A 16,037-nucleotide genomic window follows, 5' to 3' on the forward strand; every position below is an offset into this window, starting at 1 on the left:
AAGCAAGCAGATAAAGACAATGAACAGGACATCAAACTTCTCGTATCTGGAGAAAACGCGTAGATAGCTCTTAAGTCTGCGAAATAGGCGTTCAACCTCATTGCAGCGTTTGCATATGTTGCGGTCGCATTCTTAAGGCTCAATGCGCGTACGCAGCGGCAGTGCGACGTGGATGAAGACCGAATCAAGCGTCAGTGGGTGGGTCTGATGACACGCTCCATGAGCACGTACAACGGGCAATTCGGCAAGCCGAGACAGCCACTCGCCACCTTCCGGCACATCGTGTACTTGTCCAGGCGATAGAAAGTAAGGTGATGGGGCGCGCGTCTGCCGCAAGAAGGGGATGCTTGGTATTCCACCCGTTATGGGTTTCCCGATAGCCGGCGGAGCATATTTTGAGGATGCGTCAGTGCCGTCCAGATCCACCTTCACACTAAGTGCTGTCCAGTGACGCGGTAAACAGTATTCGAGCTGCACAAATGAGCCTGTTGCGATCTCCGCGGGGATATCGCCTCAGCGCCATGCATGAATGTTAACAAGCCTTAATCCGTATCTTTGAAGATTGATTAGAAAGGGAGTCCCGTTTCGAGGACCGGCCCAATAACCTATACCAGTAGCATTGATGAGGGAAACAGCAAAGCACCGAACATCAGCAATGCAGTCACCACCTGCAGCGTGCGAAGGTCGTTTGGCAGGGGCGGACACACCCAGATCACTCTGCGGACGCCGCTTGCACCACATCACTACCGCACTCAGACACAGCGAGACAATACCCAGGCAAACGGCATCTGATCCATCTTCACCAACACCACGGATGCCCCATGACTGACACAGTTCAAAGTCCAAATGCGATGTCTCGGACCGGGATGATTCACCGACTGATGTGTGTGCTGAACTGCACCATCATCTCTGTTCTGAATAAGCCTGGCACTTTGATCGAAGTACGGCAACTACACCTTACCTATAGCGACCAAGGCGATGCCATCACACCCACCAACCGATGCACTGATATTGGCACCTGCATCCGCACACCACCCGAATGCCCGTAAACATCGCCGTTCACCTACTGATTGATCTTTGCCACCCAAACCAAAGCTCATGGCTATCAAAAGCTCACGGTCCAGCTTAGGTAAAGTGCACGACCGTCGCCAGGTGAATAGCCGGAAAAACCGCTGTCATACCATGCGTAGACGTAGAAGCGATTGGCGATGTTCTTCAGTTGCAATGCCAATTCACTCCTGTTCGGAAGCTCGTAAGTCGCACTGAGGTTGCCAAGCAAATAACCGCCGTAACGCCCAAGCGTGTTACTGCGCTCGACATAATAGTCTCCCTGGCCATTCCCCCAAGCACTAAGCTTGAGCTTGGGTAACACGTGCCACTCCACTCCAACATTGGCGAGCCAACGCGGCACGTTCTCGATCTCTTTGCCACGTGTGGCAGGCGCACTCGGATCTGGAGTAACAATCTCGGCTTTCTGGCGGGAATATGCCAGCCATACACGCCACTGTTCGCCCGGCTGCAAGTTAAGCTGTGCATCCCACCCCTTGCGTAGCGTCTTGCCAACATTACCAACCTCGTTAGTGGCAACAGTGCCATTCACACCCAAGATGCTGGCAACCTCACCGGAGGCGCGTTGCTGCCAGTACGCCAGGCGTGCATTGGCCCAAGACCACGGCTTAAAAGTAAATCCAGTTTCCCAGCCATCGTTGATCGACGGTGCCAGATTGTCAGCCTGAATGCGATAGGCTCCATTACCGCTACCGATCTGGAAAGTACGCCCCCAGTTGGCATAGGCAGTCACGTCATGGCTCACATCATAGGACACGCTGAACTTGGGCTGTTGGATCGTGCCGTAGCCGTAAACCGGGTAGCGCACACTAGCAGCGATGTCCCTGAACCAACCAAAAACATGATCGATACGGTAGGCTGGCACCAACTTCAGGAGCTCATTAACACGGATGACCGCTTGTAAGTAGGCACCGTACGTGTCCAGATTGAAGTCCCAGTCACGCAACACCGTGCTGCGCTGGCCATCGAAAATACGATAGCGACGTGACACATTGCTTTGCCATTGCGCCTCAAGACCACCTTCGAGGGAAAATTCCTGCGTCCAGTCCACTCGAGGTTGCCAGATCGCATTAGCCAGCATGCCGCGGTGGGTTTCGTCGGTGTAGCGCTCCTGACGTACACTGGCAGCGGTGAACTTCACCACACGGTCATTGGTATAGCGGTTGACATAAGCCTTGGCACTCCAATGCCATGTTTCACTCACACTCCGGTCCAAATGCAAAGCAGTCTGTATGGTTTGGCGCTGGCTGTAGTCCTGTCCAGAATACGCTGGTGAACTTCGCGGATAGGCAACCGCATCGCTATAAGTCAGGTAACCGGATTCCTGAGCATCGTTATGAAAGTAACGCATACTCAAACCAGCACGCCATATATCGCTGGGATCAGCATAGCCCCATTTACCTGAGAAAGAACGTTTGATTGCGCGCGCATGATCCCGGTATCCATCCGAATCACGCCAGCTGGCAACATAGTTCTGGCTCCACACGCCGCGCTCGATGCCCTTGGTCAGCTGCACCTCGCGAGTACCAAAGCTACCTGTAGTCACACTGAGCAAACCATCGTTACCACCACTGCGGGTCATCACGTCGACATGGCCTGCGATCGCGTTGAGTCCATAGCGTGGATCATTAGTACCGCGCGCAATCTGGATCGCGGTAATACCCAAAGGGGATAACGCATCAAGGTACGGCATCCCACCTGCATTATCGTTGCTGGGGATACCATCGATTAGCAATTTGATCGCGTTAACACGGCCTTCGCCATTGAATCCCCTGAACGAGACACGGCCAGCATCGGTACCCATTTTGAACTGAGTGACCTGCACACCCGGCGCACGCATGAACAATTCCCAGGTGTAGTCGACGTGCTGGTCTTGCAGCAAGTCCTGACCAAGGATATCGACCGAAGACAGTACGCTGCCGATCGGCAGCGTACTGTCATTGGTACCGTAAACCTGAACCTTGCCAAGAGTCAGTGTCGGCAAGGCATCATCTATGCTGGTAACAGCAGCGGCATGAACGCCGGATACAACGCTATACAAAACAAGGCCAAACAGCGACACGGCCGGAAAACATGGGAATGACAACATGAAAGATATGCTCCAACCACATCCGAAAAGTTCAGGTTCATGGTGGTGTATCAAATCGGCCAGATCGACAAAATTTACTCTTCCAGCCTGAGCCAAGTGGTCGTCGCTGCACAGGACACGGCGTTAAACAACGGGGGGAAACCAATGCTGAAACTACACCAACGGCCAACCCGTTAACTCTAGCCAATGCCTCACTGTTCCCAGTGAAACTAACGCGCTGTCACCACCACCCACCGCACAAGGCTCACTTTTCAAAACTAGCCATTGTGTGGGGGAGCACCCACATGGCAAGGGATCACGCACGAGCAGGGCTACTGCCAACGACCACAGCACCTCCAAAACCGTGCACCTATCCTGACATACAGATGCCGGCAACCGTTAATATCACTTGAACATCTTGTAGATTTAGTGCACCGGCAAACCAAGAATCCCAATGCATAGCAAGCTCATAGATAACAAAATTAGGTCAGAAGACGTTGCAGAACAGAACATGCTTGCTAACAGATGGGAGCGTTTTTTAAGAAAAGCACATGAAGGCGCATGCGCTACTCGTGTCTATCAATCAAGTGACTACTAGTTAAAGGCACATTAAAGGCACACTGCCAGGAGACAGGGCATGAAATGCATCTTGAACCGACCAAAGCATCCGGAGAAACGCCTGGAAGTACACCATCAACGTGTCTCATGCAATCTTGGAAACCACTAAACAATCACACTCCGATATATCTAATTAATCTACACAAAACATTTTTTGCAGATTTAACCTAGCAATTATGCTAGAAACTCGGTTTTCCCATTCAAGCTGGAAGCAGGATACGATTATCCGTGTCACCACCGATGCTGTGGCTGACCGCCATATTCATTCAGCTTGATAAAAAGTACGCTACCCTCCTTAGTTCAACCTTAATCTACAGCTTTGTCATGTTGCTATTCCGTACTCTGACCGCTCTCTCCCTGTTCCTAGCCAGCAGCTACGCCAGAGCGGATGGACGTTGGGTCAATCTCGGCGGTCAGCGCTACCAAGTCGAACTAGCACAGACTGAGGAAAGCCGCGCCCACGGGCTGATGTTTCGAACAAAAATGGCAGCAGATCACGGTATGTTGTTCATCCACGACCGTCAGGAGCCGCAAGCATATTGGATGAAGAATACCAAGATCCCACTAGACATCTTGTATTTCGATGAGCAAGGCAAGTTGGTGAGCCAGCAACGCAACGTGCCGCCGTGCTCAGCAGGTGATGCTTGCCCACCCTACCCAAGCCGTGTACCGGCGCGCTACGTACTGGAACTCAATGCTGGTCAGGCAGCACGCCTTGATCTGAAAGACGGTACCGAACTGGTATTCGGACCAGACATTCCCAAGCCCTGATCAATCAGGTTTACCATAGATAGGTGTATATCACTTTCAGAAAATACTGGGCTTGAATAAAGAGGGACTTGGCTCCACCCTGTGTTCCATGGCCGAACAATTGCTACTGCCCGGCTGGAACAGCCTCGCCACCGTCGACGATCAAACGCTGCCGTTGATGTCCACAGCGTTACTGATCGCCAGTGACGAATATCCAGACCTGAGCGCTGAGCTCTACGACACGCTGGTGCAGAGCTACGTCGAGTACCTGCGCTCAGAAGTCGAAGCAATTTCTCTGTGGCCGCTAAAGATGGCTGCAGTCAATCGGTACCTGTTCCAAGAATTAGGATATTCAGGAAATCACGATGAGTATTACGATCCACGCAACAGTTATCTCAATCAGGTATTCGAACGCCGTCTTGGTAACCCAATCTCCCTGGCAGTGGTGCAAATAGAGGTTGCACGACGCCTGGGTATTCCGCTAGACGGTGTATCGTTCCCTGGACACTTCTTAGTACGGTTACCTGTCGACGACGGTATACTGGTTATGGATCCATTCAACGGTGGCCGACCATTGGACGTAGAAGAGTTGCGGGAGCGCGCACGCCCACATCTGGGTGGTGAGGCGCCGGATGATCACGCGTTAGCTCAAATCCTCAATCCCGCACCACACCGTACAATCCTCATTCGTATCTTACGCAACCTGCACGGCGTTTACGCTAACACTGATCGATGGGATCGCGCTGCGCGCTGCGCCGATCGCATCCTCAAGCTAGTGCCGAACCAACCTGAAGCACTACGCGACCGCGGCTTAGCATACCTGCAACTTGGACATCGCAGCGGTGCGCGACAAGACTTGATGCGCTACATGCAACTGTATCCATCCACGCACAACGTTGACATGGTTCGTAGCCATCTAGTAGAGCTGAGCAATGAACGTATACAAACGCATTGAAATCGATACATGATAATGACCACACGTATTGTTGAGGTGAGTGATCCTGGCTTCCAACGCTAAGGACTCGATCAGTTATACAACAACTGAATAACCAAACTGAGTTTCTCACCTACACACGCTGGACATGGAGTGCATCGGCGATGGCAAAGCATGCCAACTTCATAGCCGGGGATCTGGTTGTGAGAACACGAAATTACCCCACCTCATCCTCTGCCTTAACAGGTAATACCCCAGATAATGATCCGTAGGCCTTAGCGACTATCCAAGAGATCAGTGGAATGCAAGTAGCCCACGTTGGGGTAACGCGATCTGAAACAATGGCAATGATTCTAGGCTATGTAAAGGCATGGCAATGAAACGGATATCGTAATTTATGTTGATCCAAAGGGAAGCTAAGCCAATGGACTACATCCCTATTACCTTAACAACGGGCAAAAATAACCCGTCCCCAAGTACTGTACTGTCTTTGTTGTAACCAGATCCAATCAATTCACTATTAGTTAATTTTTCAAGTCATGGTAATGAAACGCAAAATGCTCAATGTAAAAAAGAGTATAAAACCATGGTGCATACACTCAGACCTTCATTAACTTGACCCTATAGCAGATCATCAATTAAAGAAATAGGCCATATTTATCTTTGATCTAAATTTAAGTTTATAAATAGCTGCAACAGCCTTCCAAAATCAACAATAAATATTCATCGAACCGTTGTTGTCAAACTCCAAGCACTATATCAAGGCAACCATAGACAATGAGTACCTTTTGTCGAAAAAGTGCAGTGTCACTATATCTCCGATATCATCCTGTAGGAGTTTTCATAAATGCATCACCGATGCAAAGGACAACCATACACCTCTTTCGCACTTGAGAAAACGAATGCTCTAGACCGCTAGACTGTATACCAGCAAAGAAGCTCTATCACAAAAAGCAGACAACACTGGCTCAATGATCGATCCAACCATGGTGCAGATGCATCAACACAAAAATCAAGACGAACTAATGCGAAGCTGTCAAACACATCAATGACAGGCTGATCAGCAAACTTCACAACATAATTGATGAACTGAGTAACCTGATCGAAACTCATCTCAACCTTAAGCAAATGCCTACAACCTAACTGATAAATAACGAATAGATATGATAACCCAAAGGTGATCACCAATCGTGCCTATAGGACGAGATTGCCACAGGCGAAGCTAAGAAGACCCGTAACTCTAACAGGGTCATTTACCAAGTGGTTACCGTCGCCTGGCTGGATTGATGACACCTCCTAGAAAAGTGATTCTTTAAAATTTATTTAGAAACCCTAAGGGCAGCAACCCAAACCATACAAACGACGGCAATCAAAAGATATGCGAAAAGCTATCCGAGGGTTATACATTGGATATAAGGGTTCCGTCAGTACCTAAGCAACTTCCCCACAAAAGCTTATATGAAGCCTGCTTCAGCCCGGAAATGCCGGAAACCTCTCATTAGGATGATTAGACTTCCATTCCTTGTAAGCAGCAGTACCTTCCCATGCAGCAAATGAACTCGGGAGACGCCCACGACCAGTCCAAGTCTCGCCACTGTGGGGCAAGCAGTATTTCGGCACAACTACACGACGCGCGTCAGCAGACGAGGCCTTCCTAACCTTAGGCTTTTCATCGTTTACCATTATCAAAGCCGCAATCTCAGTTTTTTGCTTGGCACTGAAGTGCTTACCAAAATCATTCAATAGAGCGATCACCCGGGTAAACATTTCAGCTGCTTGCTGCTGTAGTAACTGAACTTCCTGTTCTTCAAGCCTGCGCAATTCTTCGGTCAATTTCACCTTGGCTTTAGCAATGGCATCCAGATTCAAAACGTTGTTGTCAATCATGAAATTCTATCTTCATATGGAGGATGTATAACGGATACTGCTAAGGATACATTGTTAACTGTTCGTGGATATCAAGCAATACTCTATTTGTTGATAAAGCATCCCAATCTTTAACCGTCCCCATAGATACAAAACTAATGGATCCAGATTTCCTGGAGCCATATTGCTTTAAGCGAGAGATTCCACCTTCAGCTAAAGATTACTACAACGATAATTTCGTTTCACTATACGATACGTCCCATCAATCTCCTCGTTTTAGTAAGAGTCATCAATTCAACCAAACAACGTTAACTACCTTGCACTGGACTAGCAGAAAATAGTTCCTCTTATGATAACCCTTGGGAATCACCCGCTTGCCCGCATCATAAACAACCTTAGACGGTCAGCCCCAAGAGCAACACCTTCATCCTATCCAAGTCGTGAATGTCGCCCAACCTAAAGTAAAATCCTCCAGATTAGGTCAAGACACCAGTCGCAACATGAATCTTGGCGGTCACACTGCCACAGATGCGTTTCTGCTCTTCACTCCAGTATTATCCTTGCACACCCAAACAATAGTTAAATCTGATCATCGCTCCAACATTGTTCTTCCTGTTGCAACGCACAATGAAACAGATGTCGATATACCTAAACAGTTACAGGAAGTCGCATATGAAGAATCCGAAAACTAACTAAACGAAGCATTCTAGTCAGCGAATCGTACCAACGAATGCCAGCAAAATAGCACTCTATAACCTTTTCAATGAATTAGAAATTATCCCCTATGATCGCTCAGATATGACCTCTCACGACACAATCAAGAATGACCCTCAGATATATTATCTCAAAAAAATATTACAACTCTTTATAAACAACTTATCAATTCTGAAAAGAGTGACATAAATCAATTTTCCATCTATTTGATGACACACCTCAGGAAAAACAGTTCTTTCAATATTTTCTTCTCGATACTAGAGAAAGTAATAACATCAAACTGCCTTTGATCTTGACAAACATCATGTTTTTATTAGTCAACGTTAATTGAAACTGAAAAAATCTCAAAAAATTGAGGTTCAATCGATACGATACCCACTAATGCAAAAAACTAGAGGGTTTAACTTCCAATCACAGCACCTCAAACTGTGAAGATACCCGAGAAACTGAATAATCCCCCTCTTTTCCAAGGGTCACTAGCCCTGCACTATCAACAGCAAACTACAATCCAATCACATTTTAATGACCAGCAATGCTTTCTCAGATTAGCAACCACAAACAGATGTACTTGTCGAACATCAAACGCATCAAAGCTCATCCATTCAGAAGTTTAATTCATCTCCTTTTAATCTTTTACTCAGTTCAAAAATTAAAGCTTGGAATCACGAAATGGTTACAAAATAGACAATAACAGAGTAGCAAGTCTACAGCGAAGCGCTACTCACTATTAATAATACTCCCAGTATCCAGGTATCCCACATGCACTCAGAAGTGCGTAACCCCAAGATGAGTTGATGCGTTCATCACTACATACATTAGTACTGCGTTTCCTCTGTCCAGTTATTTGATAGAACCAGCATACAGTCACCATGTAGAACTCTCAGCTTGCCGATGAGTAGCATACGTCACCTTTCAAGAGACGTATTGGGAACCAACCGCACCTTTACTATCGCCTAAAATTAGTTTCTAAAAGAACATCGGTTCGTTGAATCCTTACGACAAATCTTGGCGATCATCATCATTTTGCAATACAGCAACACACATCACCCTGATCCTCTGTTGTTCATCAAGCATTATGCTTTGCACCTCTCAAAAAGAATACAACATAAACAGCCGAATCTCGACCATCCACACGATCGATGATTATTTGACGCACTATTCTGAAAACTACCACCATCCGTTCAACCAGTACATCCAAATAATCGCAATACCAGCAATCCTGTGTGATCAGTGGTGACATTACTGTGGTGCATTCTAGCCTCAAGCACATAGTTTTCCAGCGAGATATGAGCCTCGCTGAGCCTATTCATAACCTGGTCGTTCTACAACAAACTGTCATGCCTACTAAAACTTGAAATGCTGACACTGTTTTTCTTCTACAGCTATTTCTTTAAAGATTCATTGAGCCACAACTGAGCCTGAATGCACTGATGCAAACTCGGGATCATGGTATTCGTGACCTCCTAAATTTCGAAATACATCGGGCCAAATTCAAAAGGTAAAAACCCAACTTTACAACCAACATTCTTTACTTGTTGCAATCCAATCTGAGGCATAGCTAAGATTTATCGCATTCTTGACTGGTATTACTAGAAACAACGAGCAAGAATAAAAATCGATGAAAAATCATACCGACAACAACAGATTCAATATCCACCAGCCAGTGTCGCCCCACATCCAGATCGATTTAACTAGTCTAAGCAGCACCTAATGCATCCAGGTCAATCAACATACATCGTAATATCCCGTCTGGATATATCAGGACACGGCCTTGTTCATATTCTTTGACATGTTTTAAAACCTTTACTCGAGAATCCAAGATTACACATGCATACCCCCACATTCCTCGTTCTCCTCCTGGTATTGCCATTCGTCATGACCACCATGAGTGACTCGTTCTAGCCGCATTTCGTATTGGGTCATGACTTGGCTGCCCAATGCCACGCCGCTACTCGGGCTGACACTCATCACATGGATTACTTCAACGCTTCTGTCCGGTTAAATCTGTGCGGATACTACTTCTTACCGCCTCAAATCAGCGTAAAAGTCCGATACTACAGCTGAATGAGCCATCCCGGATGTTCACGCTACTGGTATGAACGGTCGACGGAGTGATCAATGTATAAGTGCACCGCAACCTCAACGAAGGCGACAATAACCCACACTGTTACACCCACTTGCTGCTGTTCAGAGATGTGATACTGGTCTTGGCGCTGTCTCGGCATCTATTGCCGACAACAATGTTCTTAACATTGGCCACCATCCGTTCATGAGGTTCCATTAGCACTCGCAGATATTGACATATTGCTTCTTGGACGAATAAAGCAGAATGATGAGTAGGCAACGTAGCGATGCAATGGAATATGGAAAAAGGCCAATTGACTGGACGATTGTGGATAAAGCGCGGGCAGGCCGCAAACACTCCGGCATGCCCAAGGTAACTCACTCACAAGCTGGCTCTGGCAGCGTTTAGCGTTTGGTCATGATCGCAGGACAGACCTAGAACATTTGGTGTGCAAAGGAACTGGTCGACCATCTACCTTCCAAAGCGGTCATTGCCAACACGGATGACAACGTCCACCTGTGTAGAGTCGATTCGATCCGAGGATACCGAAGTACTGTCATCAGGTGGTGCTTGCTGTTCCATCTACCACGGAATGTAGCGATAGCCAACGAATCGTCTTAGGGAGATGCACCTTCACACTGGTTGCTGTCCAGCGACACAGCTTGACTCTTAATCTACACAACTTGCGCTTGTTGGAGTGGCTCGAAGGCGCGATCCAGCATGCCCAGCTTCGTCCATCGGTTCATATGGATGTGATTGTATGCCAGTTGCCGAAGCACTTGGGCAGGTCATGCTCAGCGACATACAGAATGGAGTTGAGCACTTGCAGATTCGTGGGACTGACGTTACCGCCTGCCTCGGCAAACAGTGTTCGACTTGCACAAATCAGCGTGCTGCGATCTACATACGCTCACTGTTAAAAGAACATCGCCTCTAAACCATAGTAGTCCCGCCACTGCATTTTCGCGTTGAAAGCATCAAAACGAATGAAGCAGCCCCTCTAACCTCTCAGGGAAAGCGATAACGATCCTCGATAAAGATCGGCACAAAATAAAGACAACCGATAACTGTCCCAGCCTCGACGCACCATAGCAGGATCCATCAAATCTTATACACAGGCTAGGAATGTTGTCATGGAGTCACAGAAAACTGAAGACAGTCTGTACCACAAACCAACACAAAGAGAAGATCAAAAAATCCAAATGCCAACTGACCACGCACCTCGCTCGGCAAAGTCAGCACGATAGAAATACCACAGCTGGAACCATCGGAACTAATCCGACCAAGTAAATATACTGATACAGACAAAGACTGGCTCGCTCAATCACGCAGTTACGATCCCAAGGAATGACTCCAAAATGAAACGGTTGATTTAGTCATCAATGCGAAGCCGCTCTCTACTTACTCGTACAAAACCCACAACATTCAACAATGATTTTGTTTAACAAAACGATCCCAGCAACGAGAAGCTATCGTAGCCCTGTTACCTGAAACATACGATACAACTGGCTGCAACCAGATACCGGAAAGGTGTGCCAAACAAAGTTTCAGCACTAACCCTTGGAGCATAGCATGCACTGCACGACTGACAGAGACTCGATGACACAACCTTTTGTCACAAATGGCCATTGAATCGACGAATGATTGAGCCAACAAAATGGAAAATCACATCATCGGACCCACAATAATCAGGAGAGCATCAAAGATTTGTGGTTTCATATGAAATCGGAATCAAGGTGTAACACAGCATGAACAAATCTATTACCACACCTCATACGATCCATATCAACCTGGAACAATTCTTGCCGTTCCGCATCAGCGTGCTATCCAAACACATAAACAACAACATCGCTAGAATTTACGAGAACAGATACAGCATGGCTGCCACAGAATGGCGCGTCATTACGATCCTGGCACTGTATCCTGGTTCCTCAGCCAGTAAAGTCTCTGAGCACAGTGCAATGGACAAGGTGGCAGTGAGCCGCGCAGTGGCACGCCTACTGAAGCAACGCTTCATCCAACGCGAAACTCACGGGGACGACCGACGTCGCTCGATGCTGACTCTCTCTCCTACTGGCCATCAAGTCTACGAGACTGTGGCACCGTTGATTAATAAGATGGAAAACCAACTTATGTCGGTCCTTTCCGAAAATGAGCGCCAATTGCTAGATCATCTGATTGATCGGCTGACAAAAGAGGGATTACCGCGAATGATATTAAAAGGCTAGAAAGTCTTCACATTTCATGAGTTTCTTAGTGATAAACATCCAGTAACTCAAGGTATCAAATATTGCATCATACTTGTGAAAACTTATATTTATACAAACTTCCAACTCACTTGGAATTGATCTGCAACATGCCATAGCAACTAGCAATAGCTCAATGTCTACAATACCCCAAAAAAAGTGCTAATACACCTCCATCACACATAATTTCTTGATATCACTGGATTTAGCTGTAGGTTTCAGGTAACGCATTGTGTTTGTAAAACAATGGGAAAAAATCGAAGGTGTTGCTCAATTTTTTGAAGACACCGATTGCCGCAAGAACGCAAAAAATTTCCTACGGTCGTAGCTCTTACCTTTCTGAAAATCAGCAGGGAACTGCGAACTCAGCAATTTGGCATCAGCGTCGAGCACGAACAAGTGAGGATAAATCTTCACTTTTGGGAAATGAGCCAGAAACATCTCATTTTTATTTTCAGCGCTAACGTTAACCTTCATCCAAATAAAATGAGCGTCACGAAAACTTCGCATCTCAGCATCGCCACCGATAAACTCATCCAGCACACGGCACCAGGAACACCTCTCGCTACCGAGGTTCAGTATGATTCGCTTACCACCACGTTTAGCTTCGACCTTCGCGGTCGCTAAGTCTGCTACTGCATCACGACCCGGATCAAACTGAGCATTAAGAGCCGCCGCCGCAGCGATGTCTGCAGCCGTTGGTGTATTGCCCGAAGCCACTGGTTGAGTCGGATCAGCGACCGGCGGCTTCTGCATCGTGGTATCCACGGGATGAGGCGTCGCAGAATCCGATAAAGATCCATAACAAGCAGTGATGAGAACCATCAAGGCAACAAGAAAGATCCTTAATATCGAACCTAACAAAACCGCGTTCATACTCGTCATCCACATCACATATGTCTCATCATTCATGGTCCAATCGGTTACAAAACCCACCGTCCAAAAGCAACTCTTTAGAGCAGGTCAACGTGAATTTTAATTTAAATCGTGCAGCACCTTAGAATGGTTAACGAAATTCAGCGTAAATTTCAAAAAATAACCGTTCATCCTTTTCGTATCGACATATCGCTGTTCGATAAGAATATCAGCCACTCTTAAAAGGCCCAACCCATAAACCAAGAAAATTCGGATATCAAAAAGCGATTTCCCAACAAAAAAAGAATCAACTTGAGGTGTCATCGATCCCAAGCAATTTGACTCACCCACAACTGCAACAATATGCGCATAGCATTACAATAAATCACCGCGATGGGAGTACATCAACTTGCATTGTTATGCCCCACCACCTATACGTACTGCAACCTGAAATCCTGTCACTAGGCTACTTACGCAGTCTGACACTCAGATTGTATTTTTCACAGGCATTCAACTTGACACACATTGAACTACATACAAAAACTATTGTATCGACATATATTTTCAATGGTGCATACATTTAAAGATATATGGAACGTGATATCAACGCGACATGCAGACCTGCAAAAATCTAAGAACAGCAAACGAAACAACCCAAAACTACATCCCATTGTTGGACAACACTCTCAGCCCTCCTTCCTAGAGGCTTTAGCTGCCTGTACAACTTCCTCTCTCGCCAAGATACCCTCCACCGAGGCGATAGTGATCGGATGGTAACGTGGTTTAAATTTTGCAAAAATTTGCTTAGCGAAATTCAATCCCTCATGGGTCTTCGACAACTCAGCGTAGATCGGTAAGATCAGCTTGAGCCGACCAACGCGCCCGATGAAGGTACCGGCCTCCAGCCAAGCAGCGGTATAACCACTGCGGATCGCCAATGGATACCAGCGCATCGCAACCTCGCCATTTGGCGTACCGGTGAAGTGGTAGGCTTCGTCCAGCTGCTTGAGCTGCTCAGGCTTGAGTGTGTCACCCATTCTGCTGAGAAAGTAAACCCACTGCTGGGTCCCCCAACCATCAGTCACCTGTCTATTCGGCAATACGCCACTACCGCTCCAGGCAATACGCGCACTATCCACATTTACGAAGCTAAGCGAATGCACCTTCTGCGCAACTGCCGGGATACCAGGCGCGTTAAGCCAACTGCCTAATTCCTCAGCAGTGATCGCATTGGGATCTTGGGATAATAAATGCTGCTGCAGATAAAGGACAAAATCTTCGCTGGTCACACTCTGGAAAGCATGGCTGTCAAACCAACCACGCAGAAATGGATCAAACACCTCGCGCCCAACACGTTGCTCCAGAAACTGCAAGAACCATGCCCCTTTAACATAAGCAACCGGGCTCAGCGCATCATCTGGATCACGCTTGGTCAACGCCGATAACACCAACATTTGATCGGCCTTGGGGATATCCTTCAACACTGCAAAAATATCCATTTGATCGACCTCACGCTCCATGTCGGCCATCTCCTGACCGTACAGTGCCTCAGTAATGCGTGATTGCACATAGGTCGTGAATCCTTCATTGAGCCAAATATCCTTCCACGAAGCATTGGTCACCAAGTTACCAGACCAACTATGCGCTAACTCGTGTGCGATCAACGAAACCAGCGATTTATCGCCAACGATCACCGTTGGAGTGACGAAGGTCAGACGTGGATTCTCCATACCACCAAATGGAAATGACGACGGCAAAACCAGCATGTCGTAACGTCCCCAACGATACTGACCATATAGAGCCTCGGCGGTACCGATCATTTTTTCGGTATCCTCAAACTCCTTTGCCGCCTTATCTACCATGATCGGCTCGGCCCAAACCCCAGAACGCCTAGAGATTGGCTTAAAAACCAGATCACCTGCAGCAATCGCCAGCAGATAGGAGGGTATCGGCTCAGCCATTTTGAAGTGGTAATCACCACCGCGTACTGCGTTCGGATCGTTGTCGGCGCTCATCAACACCATCACATCTGGACGCGAAACGATGTGGGCCGTGTAGGTAAAACGCACACCTGGGGTGTCCTGGAGCGGCACCCAACTGCGGGCATGGATCGCCTGAGATTGACTGAACATGAAAGGCAACCGTTTACCCTCGGTCATCGCCGGCTCCAGCCATTGCAAGCCAGAGGCGCCCGGAGCTGTGCGGTAGGTGACACAGATCCGGGCAGGCTGGGAGGGGGCCTCTATGGTCAGCTTGCTACCCAGCATCTTGTTGGCTGGGAATAGAGCAAACTTAAGCTGAGTCAGTTGCCCTAGGCCACCATCAGCTTCAACTTTCTCAATGGTCAGTTCACGGGTGTCAAGCACTAGTTGCTTCGCATCCTTGTCCTTCCACTCAAGCGAATAAGTCGCGGTACCAGCCAATACCTTCTTATCGAAATCCAACTTCAGGTCTAGCGCCAAATGCTTAATGACGACCTTGTCTGATTCGGCGTAAGAGCTTTCATCATGACGGCGACTATCAGCTTTCCCAGCAACAGCGACATGAGCCGACTTCGGGAACGGCACCACAGACATGGATTTATTTGAGCAACCCACCAGAACGATTGCTGCAACCCAAAACAAGCGCAGGCACATGATCAAAGGACACATGAACGGCACCAACACAGGGAACAGCAGCGATTCTACTCGAGCAACTTAGCGCGCGTGTTCAGGGCAAGTCAAAGTGACGCAGCGCAGGCCTTGGCAAAATCGTAAAGAAGACCGCCTCATGGATGACCCCATCAGTGGCACTGACAAGTCTCTAGAATCCAGAGACAGATAATACGTTCCGCTCAACCGCAAACACGCATCT

Annotated in this window: 10 protein-coding genes; 4 read left to right on the forward strand and 6 right to left on the reverse strand. The window is 47.6% G+C overall.

Annotated elements, in window-relative coordinates; genetic code table 11:
• Positions 1–132: 132 nt before the first annotated feature.
• Together PLS229_RS07990 and PLS229_RS07995 are read right to left on the reverse strand one after the other, a co-directional pair.
• A complete protein-coding gene (locus PLS229_RS07990; protein WP_162814103.1) occupies positions 133–336 on the reverse strand; it encodes a hypothetical protein in 204 nt (67 codons plus the stop codon).
• A gap of 769 nt (positions 337–1,105) precedes the next feature.
• A complete protein-coding gene (locus PLS229_RS07995) occupies positions 1,106–3,157 on the reverse strand; it encodes a TonB-dependent receptor (RefSeq protein WP_038271941.1) in 2,052 nt (683 codons plus the stop codon).
• 39 nt (positions 3,158–3,196) lie between these two features.
• On the opposite strand from PLS229_RS07995, the gene PLS229_RS08000 reads away from it, so the two are divergent.
• The 3 genes from PLS229_RS08000 (at position 3,197) to PLS229_RS08010 (ending at position 5,459) form a co-directional block, all read left to right on the forward strand.
• Positions 3,197–3,334 carry a hypothetical protein gene (locus PLS229_RS08000; protein WP_160165203.1) on the forward strand — a complete coding sequence of 46 codons (138 nt, stop codon included), beginning with the start codon at positions 3,197–3,199 and terminating at the stop codon, positions 3,332–3,334.
• Positions 3,335–4,078: 744 nt separating this feature from the next.
• Positions 4,079–4,525: a DUF192 domain-containing protein gene (locus PLS229_RS08005; RefSeq protein WP_038271986.1), complete on the forward strand. Its 447-nt coding sequence runs from the start codon at positions 4,079–4,081 to the stop codon at positions 4,523–4,525.
• Between the two features lie 88 nt (positions 4,526–4,613).
• Positions 4,614–5,459: a SirB1 family protein gene (locus tag PLS229_RS08010; RefSeq protein WP_051482355.1), complete on the forward strand. Its 846-nt coding sequence runs from the start codon at positions 4,614–4,616 to the stop codon at positions 5,457–5,459.
• A 1,449-nt stretch (positions 5,460–6,908) separates the two neighbouring features.
• On the opposite strand, the gene PLS229_RS08015 is transcribed toward PLS229_RS08010, so the two are convergent.
• Positions 6,909–7,325, reverse strand: a complete 417-nt coding sequence (locus tag PLS229_RS08015) for an H-NS histone family protein (protein ID WP_038271936.1) — start codon at positions 7,323–7,325, stop codon at positions 6,909–6,911.
• A 2,514-nt stretch (positions 7,326–9,839) separates the two neighbouring features.
• On the reverse strand, positions 9,840–9,986 hold the full coding sequence (locus PLS229_RS08020) for a hypothetical protein (RefSeq protein WP_160165201.1): 147 nt from the start codon (positions 9,984–9,986) through the stop codon (positions 9,840–9,842).
• Between the two features lie 1,845 nt (positions 9,987–11,831).
• On the opposite strand from PLS229_RS08020, the gene PLS229_RS08025 reads away from it, so the two are divergent.
• Positions 11,832–12,311, forward strand: coding sequence for a MarR family winged helix-turn-helix transcriptional regulator (locus tag PLS229_RS08025; RefSeq protein WP_038271933.1), 480 nt, complete (start codon positions 11,832–11,834; stop codon positions 12,309–12,311).
• Positions 12,312–12,599: 288 nt separating this feature from the next.
• Here PLS229_RS08025 and PLS229_RS08030 read toward each other — a convergent pair whose 3' ends face one another.
• Together PLS229_RS08030 and PLS229_RS08035 are read right to left on the reverse strand one after the other, a co-directional pair.
• Positions 12,600–13,214, reverse strand: a complete 615-nt coding sequence (locus PLS229_RS08030) for a thioredoxin family protein (RefSeq protein WP_051482357.1) — start codon at positions 13,212–13,214, stop codon at positions 12,600–12,602.
• A 656-nt stretch (positions 13,215–13,870) separates the two neighbouring features.
• Complete coding sequence (locus tag PLS229_RS08035; protein WP_051482356.1) at positions 13,871–15,835, reverse strand: M1 family metallopeptidase; 1,965 nt, start codon at positions 15,833–15,835, stop codon at positions 13,871–13,873.
• Between the last annotated feature and the right edge of the window lie 202 nt (positions 15,836–16,037).

It is taken from the genome of Xylella taiwanensis (genome assembly GCF_013177435.1).
Classification (GTDB): Bacteria; Pseudomonadota; Gammaproteobacteria; order Xanthomonadales; family Xanthomonadaceae; genus Xylella; species Xylella taiwanensis.

Excerpts from the sequence above, each read along its gene's own strand:
- PLS229_RS07995 (WP_038271941.1), bottom strand. The coding sequence starts at position 3,157 with ATGTTGTCATTCCCATGTTTTCCGGCCGTGTCGCTGTTTGGCCTTGTT.
- PLS229_RS08025 (WP_038271933.1), top strand. The coding sequence starts at position 11,832 with ATGAACAAATCTATTACCACACCTCATACGATCCATATCAACCTGGAA.
- PLS229_RS08020 (WP_160165201.1), bottom strand. The coding sequence starts at position 9,986 with ATGAGTGTCAGCCCGAGTAGCGGCGTGGCATTGGGCAGCCAAGTCATG.
- PLS229_RS08010 (WP_051482355.1), top strand. The coding sequence starts at position 4,614 with ATGGCCGAACAATTGCTACTGCCCGGCTGGAACAGCCTCGCCACCGTC.
- PLS229_RS08030 (WP_051482357.1), bottom strand. The coding sequence starts at position 13,214 with ATGACGAGTATGAACGCGGTTTTGTTAGGTTCGATATTAAGGATCTTT.
- PLS229_RS08035 (WP_051482356.1), bottom strand. The coding sequence starts at position 15,835 with ATGTGTCCTTTGATCATGTGCCTGCGCTTGTTTTGGGTTGCAGCAATC.
- PLS229_RS08005 (WP_038271986.1), top strand. The coding sequence starts at position 4,079 with ATGTTGCTATTCCGTACTCTGACCGCTCTCTCCCTGTTCCTAGCCAGC.
- PLS229_RS08000 (WP_160165203.1), top strand. The coding sequence starts at position 3,197 with ATGGTGGTGTATCAAATCGGCCAGATCGACAAAATTTACTCTTCCAGC.
- PLS229_RS08015 (WP_038271936.1), bottom strand. The coding sequence starts at position 7,325 with ATGATTGACAACAACGTTTTGAATCTGGATGCCATTGCTAAAGCCAAG.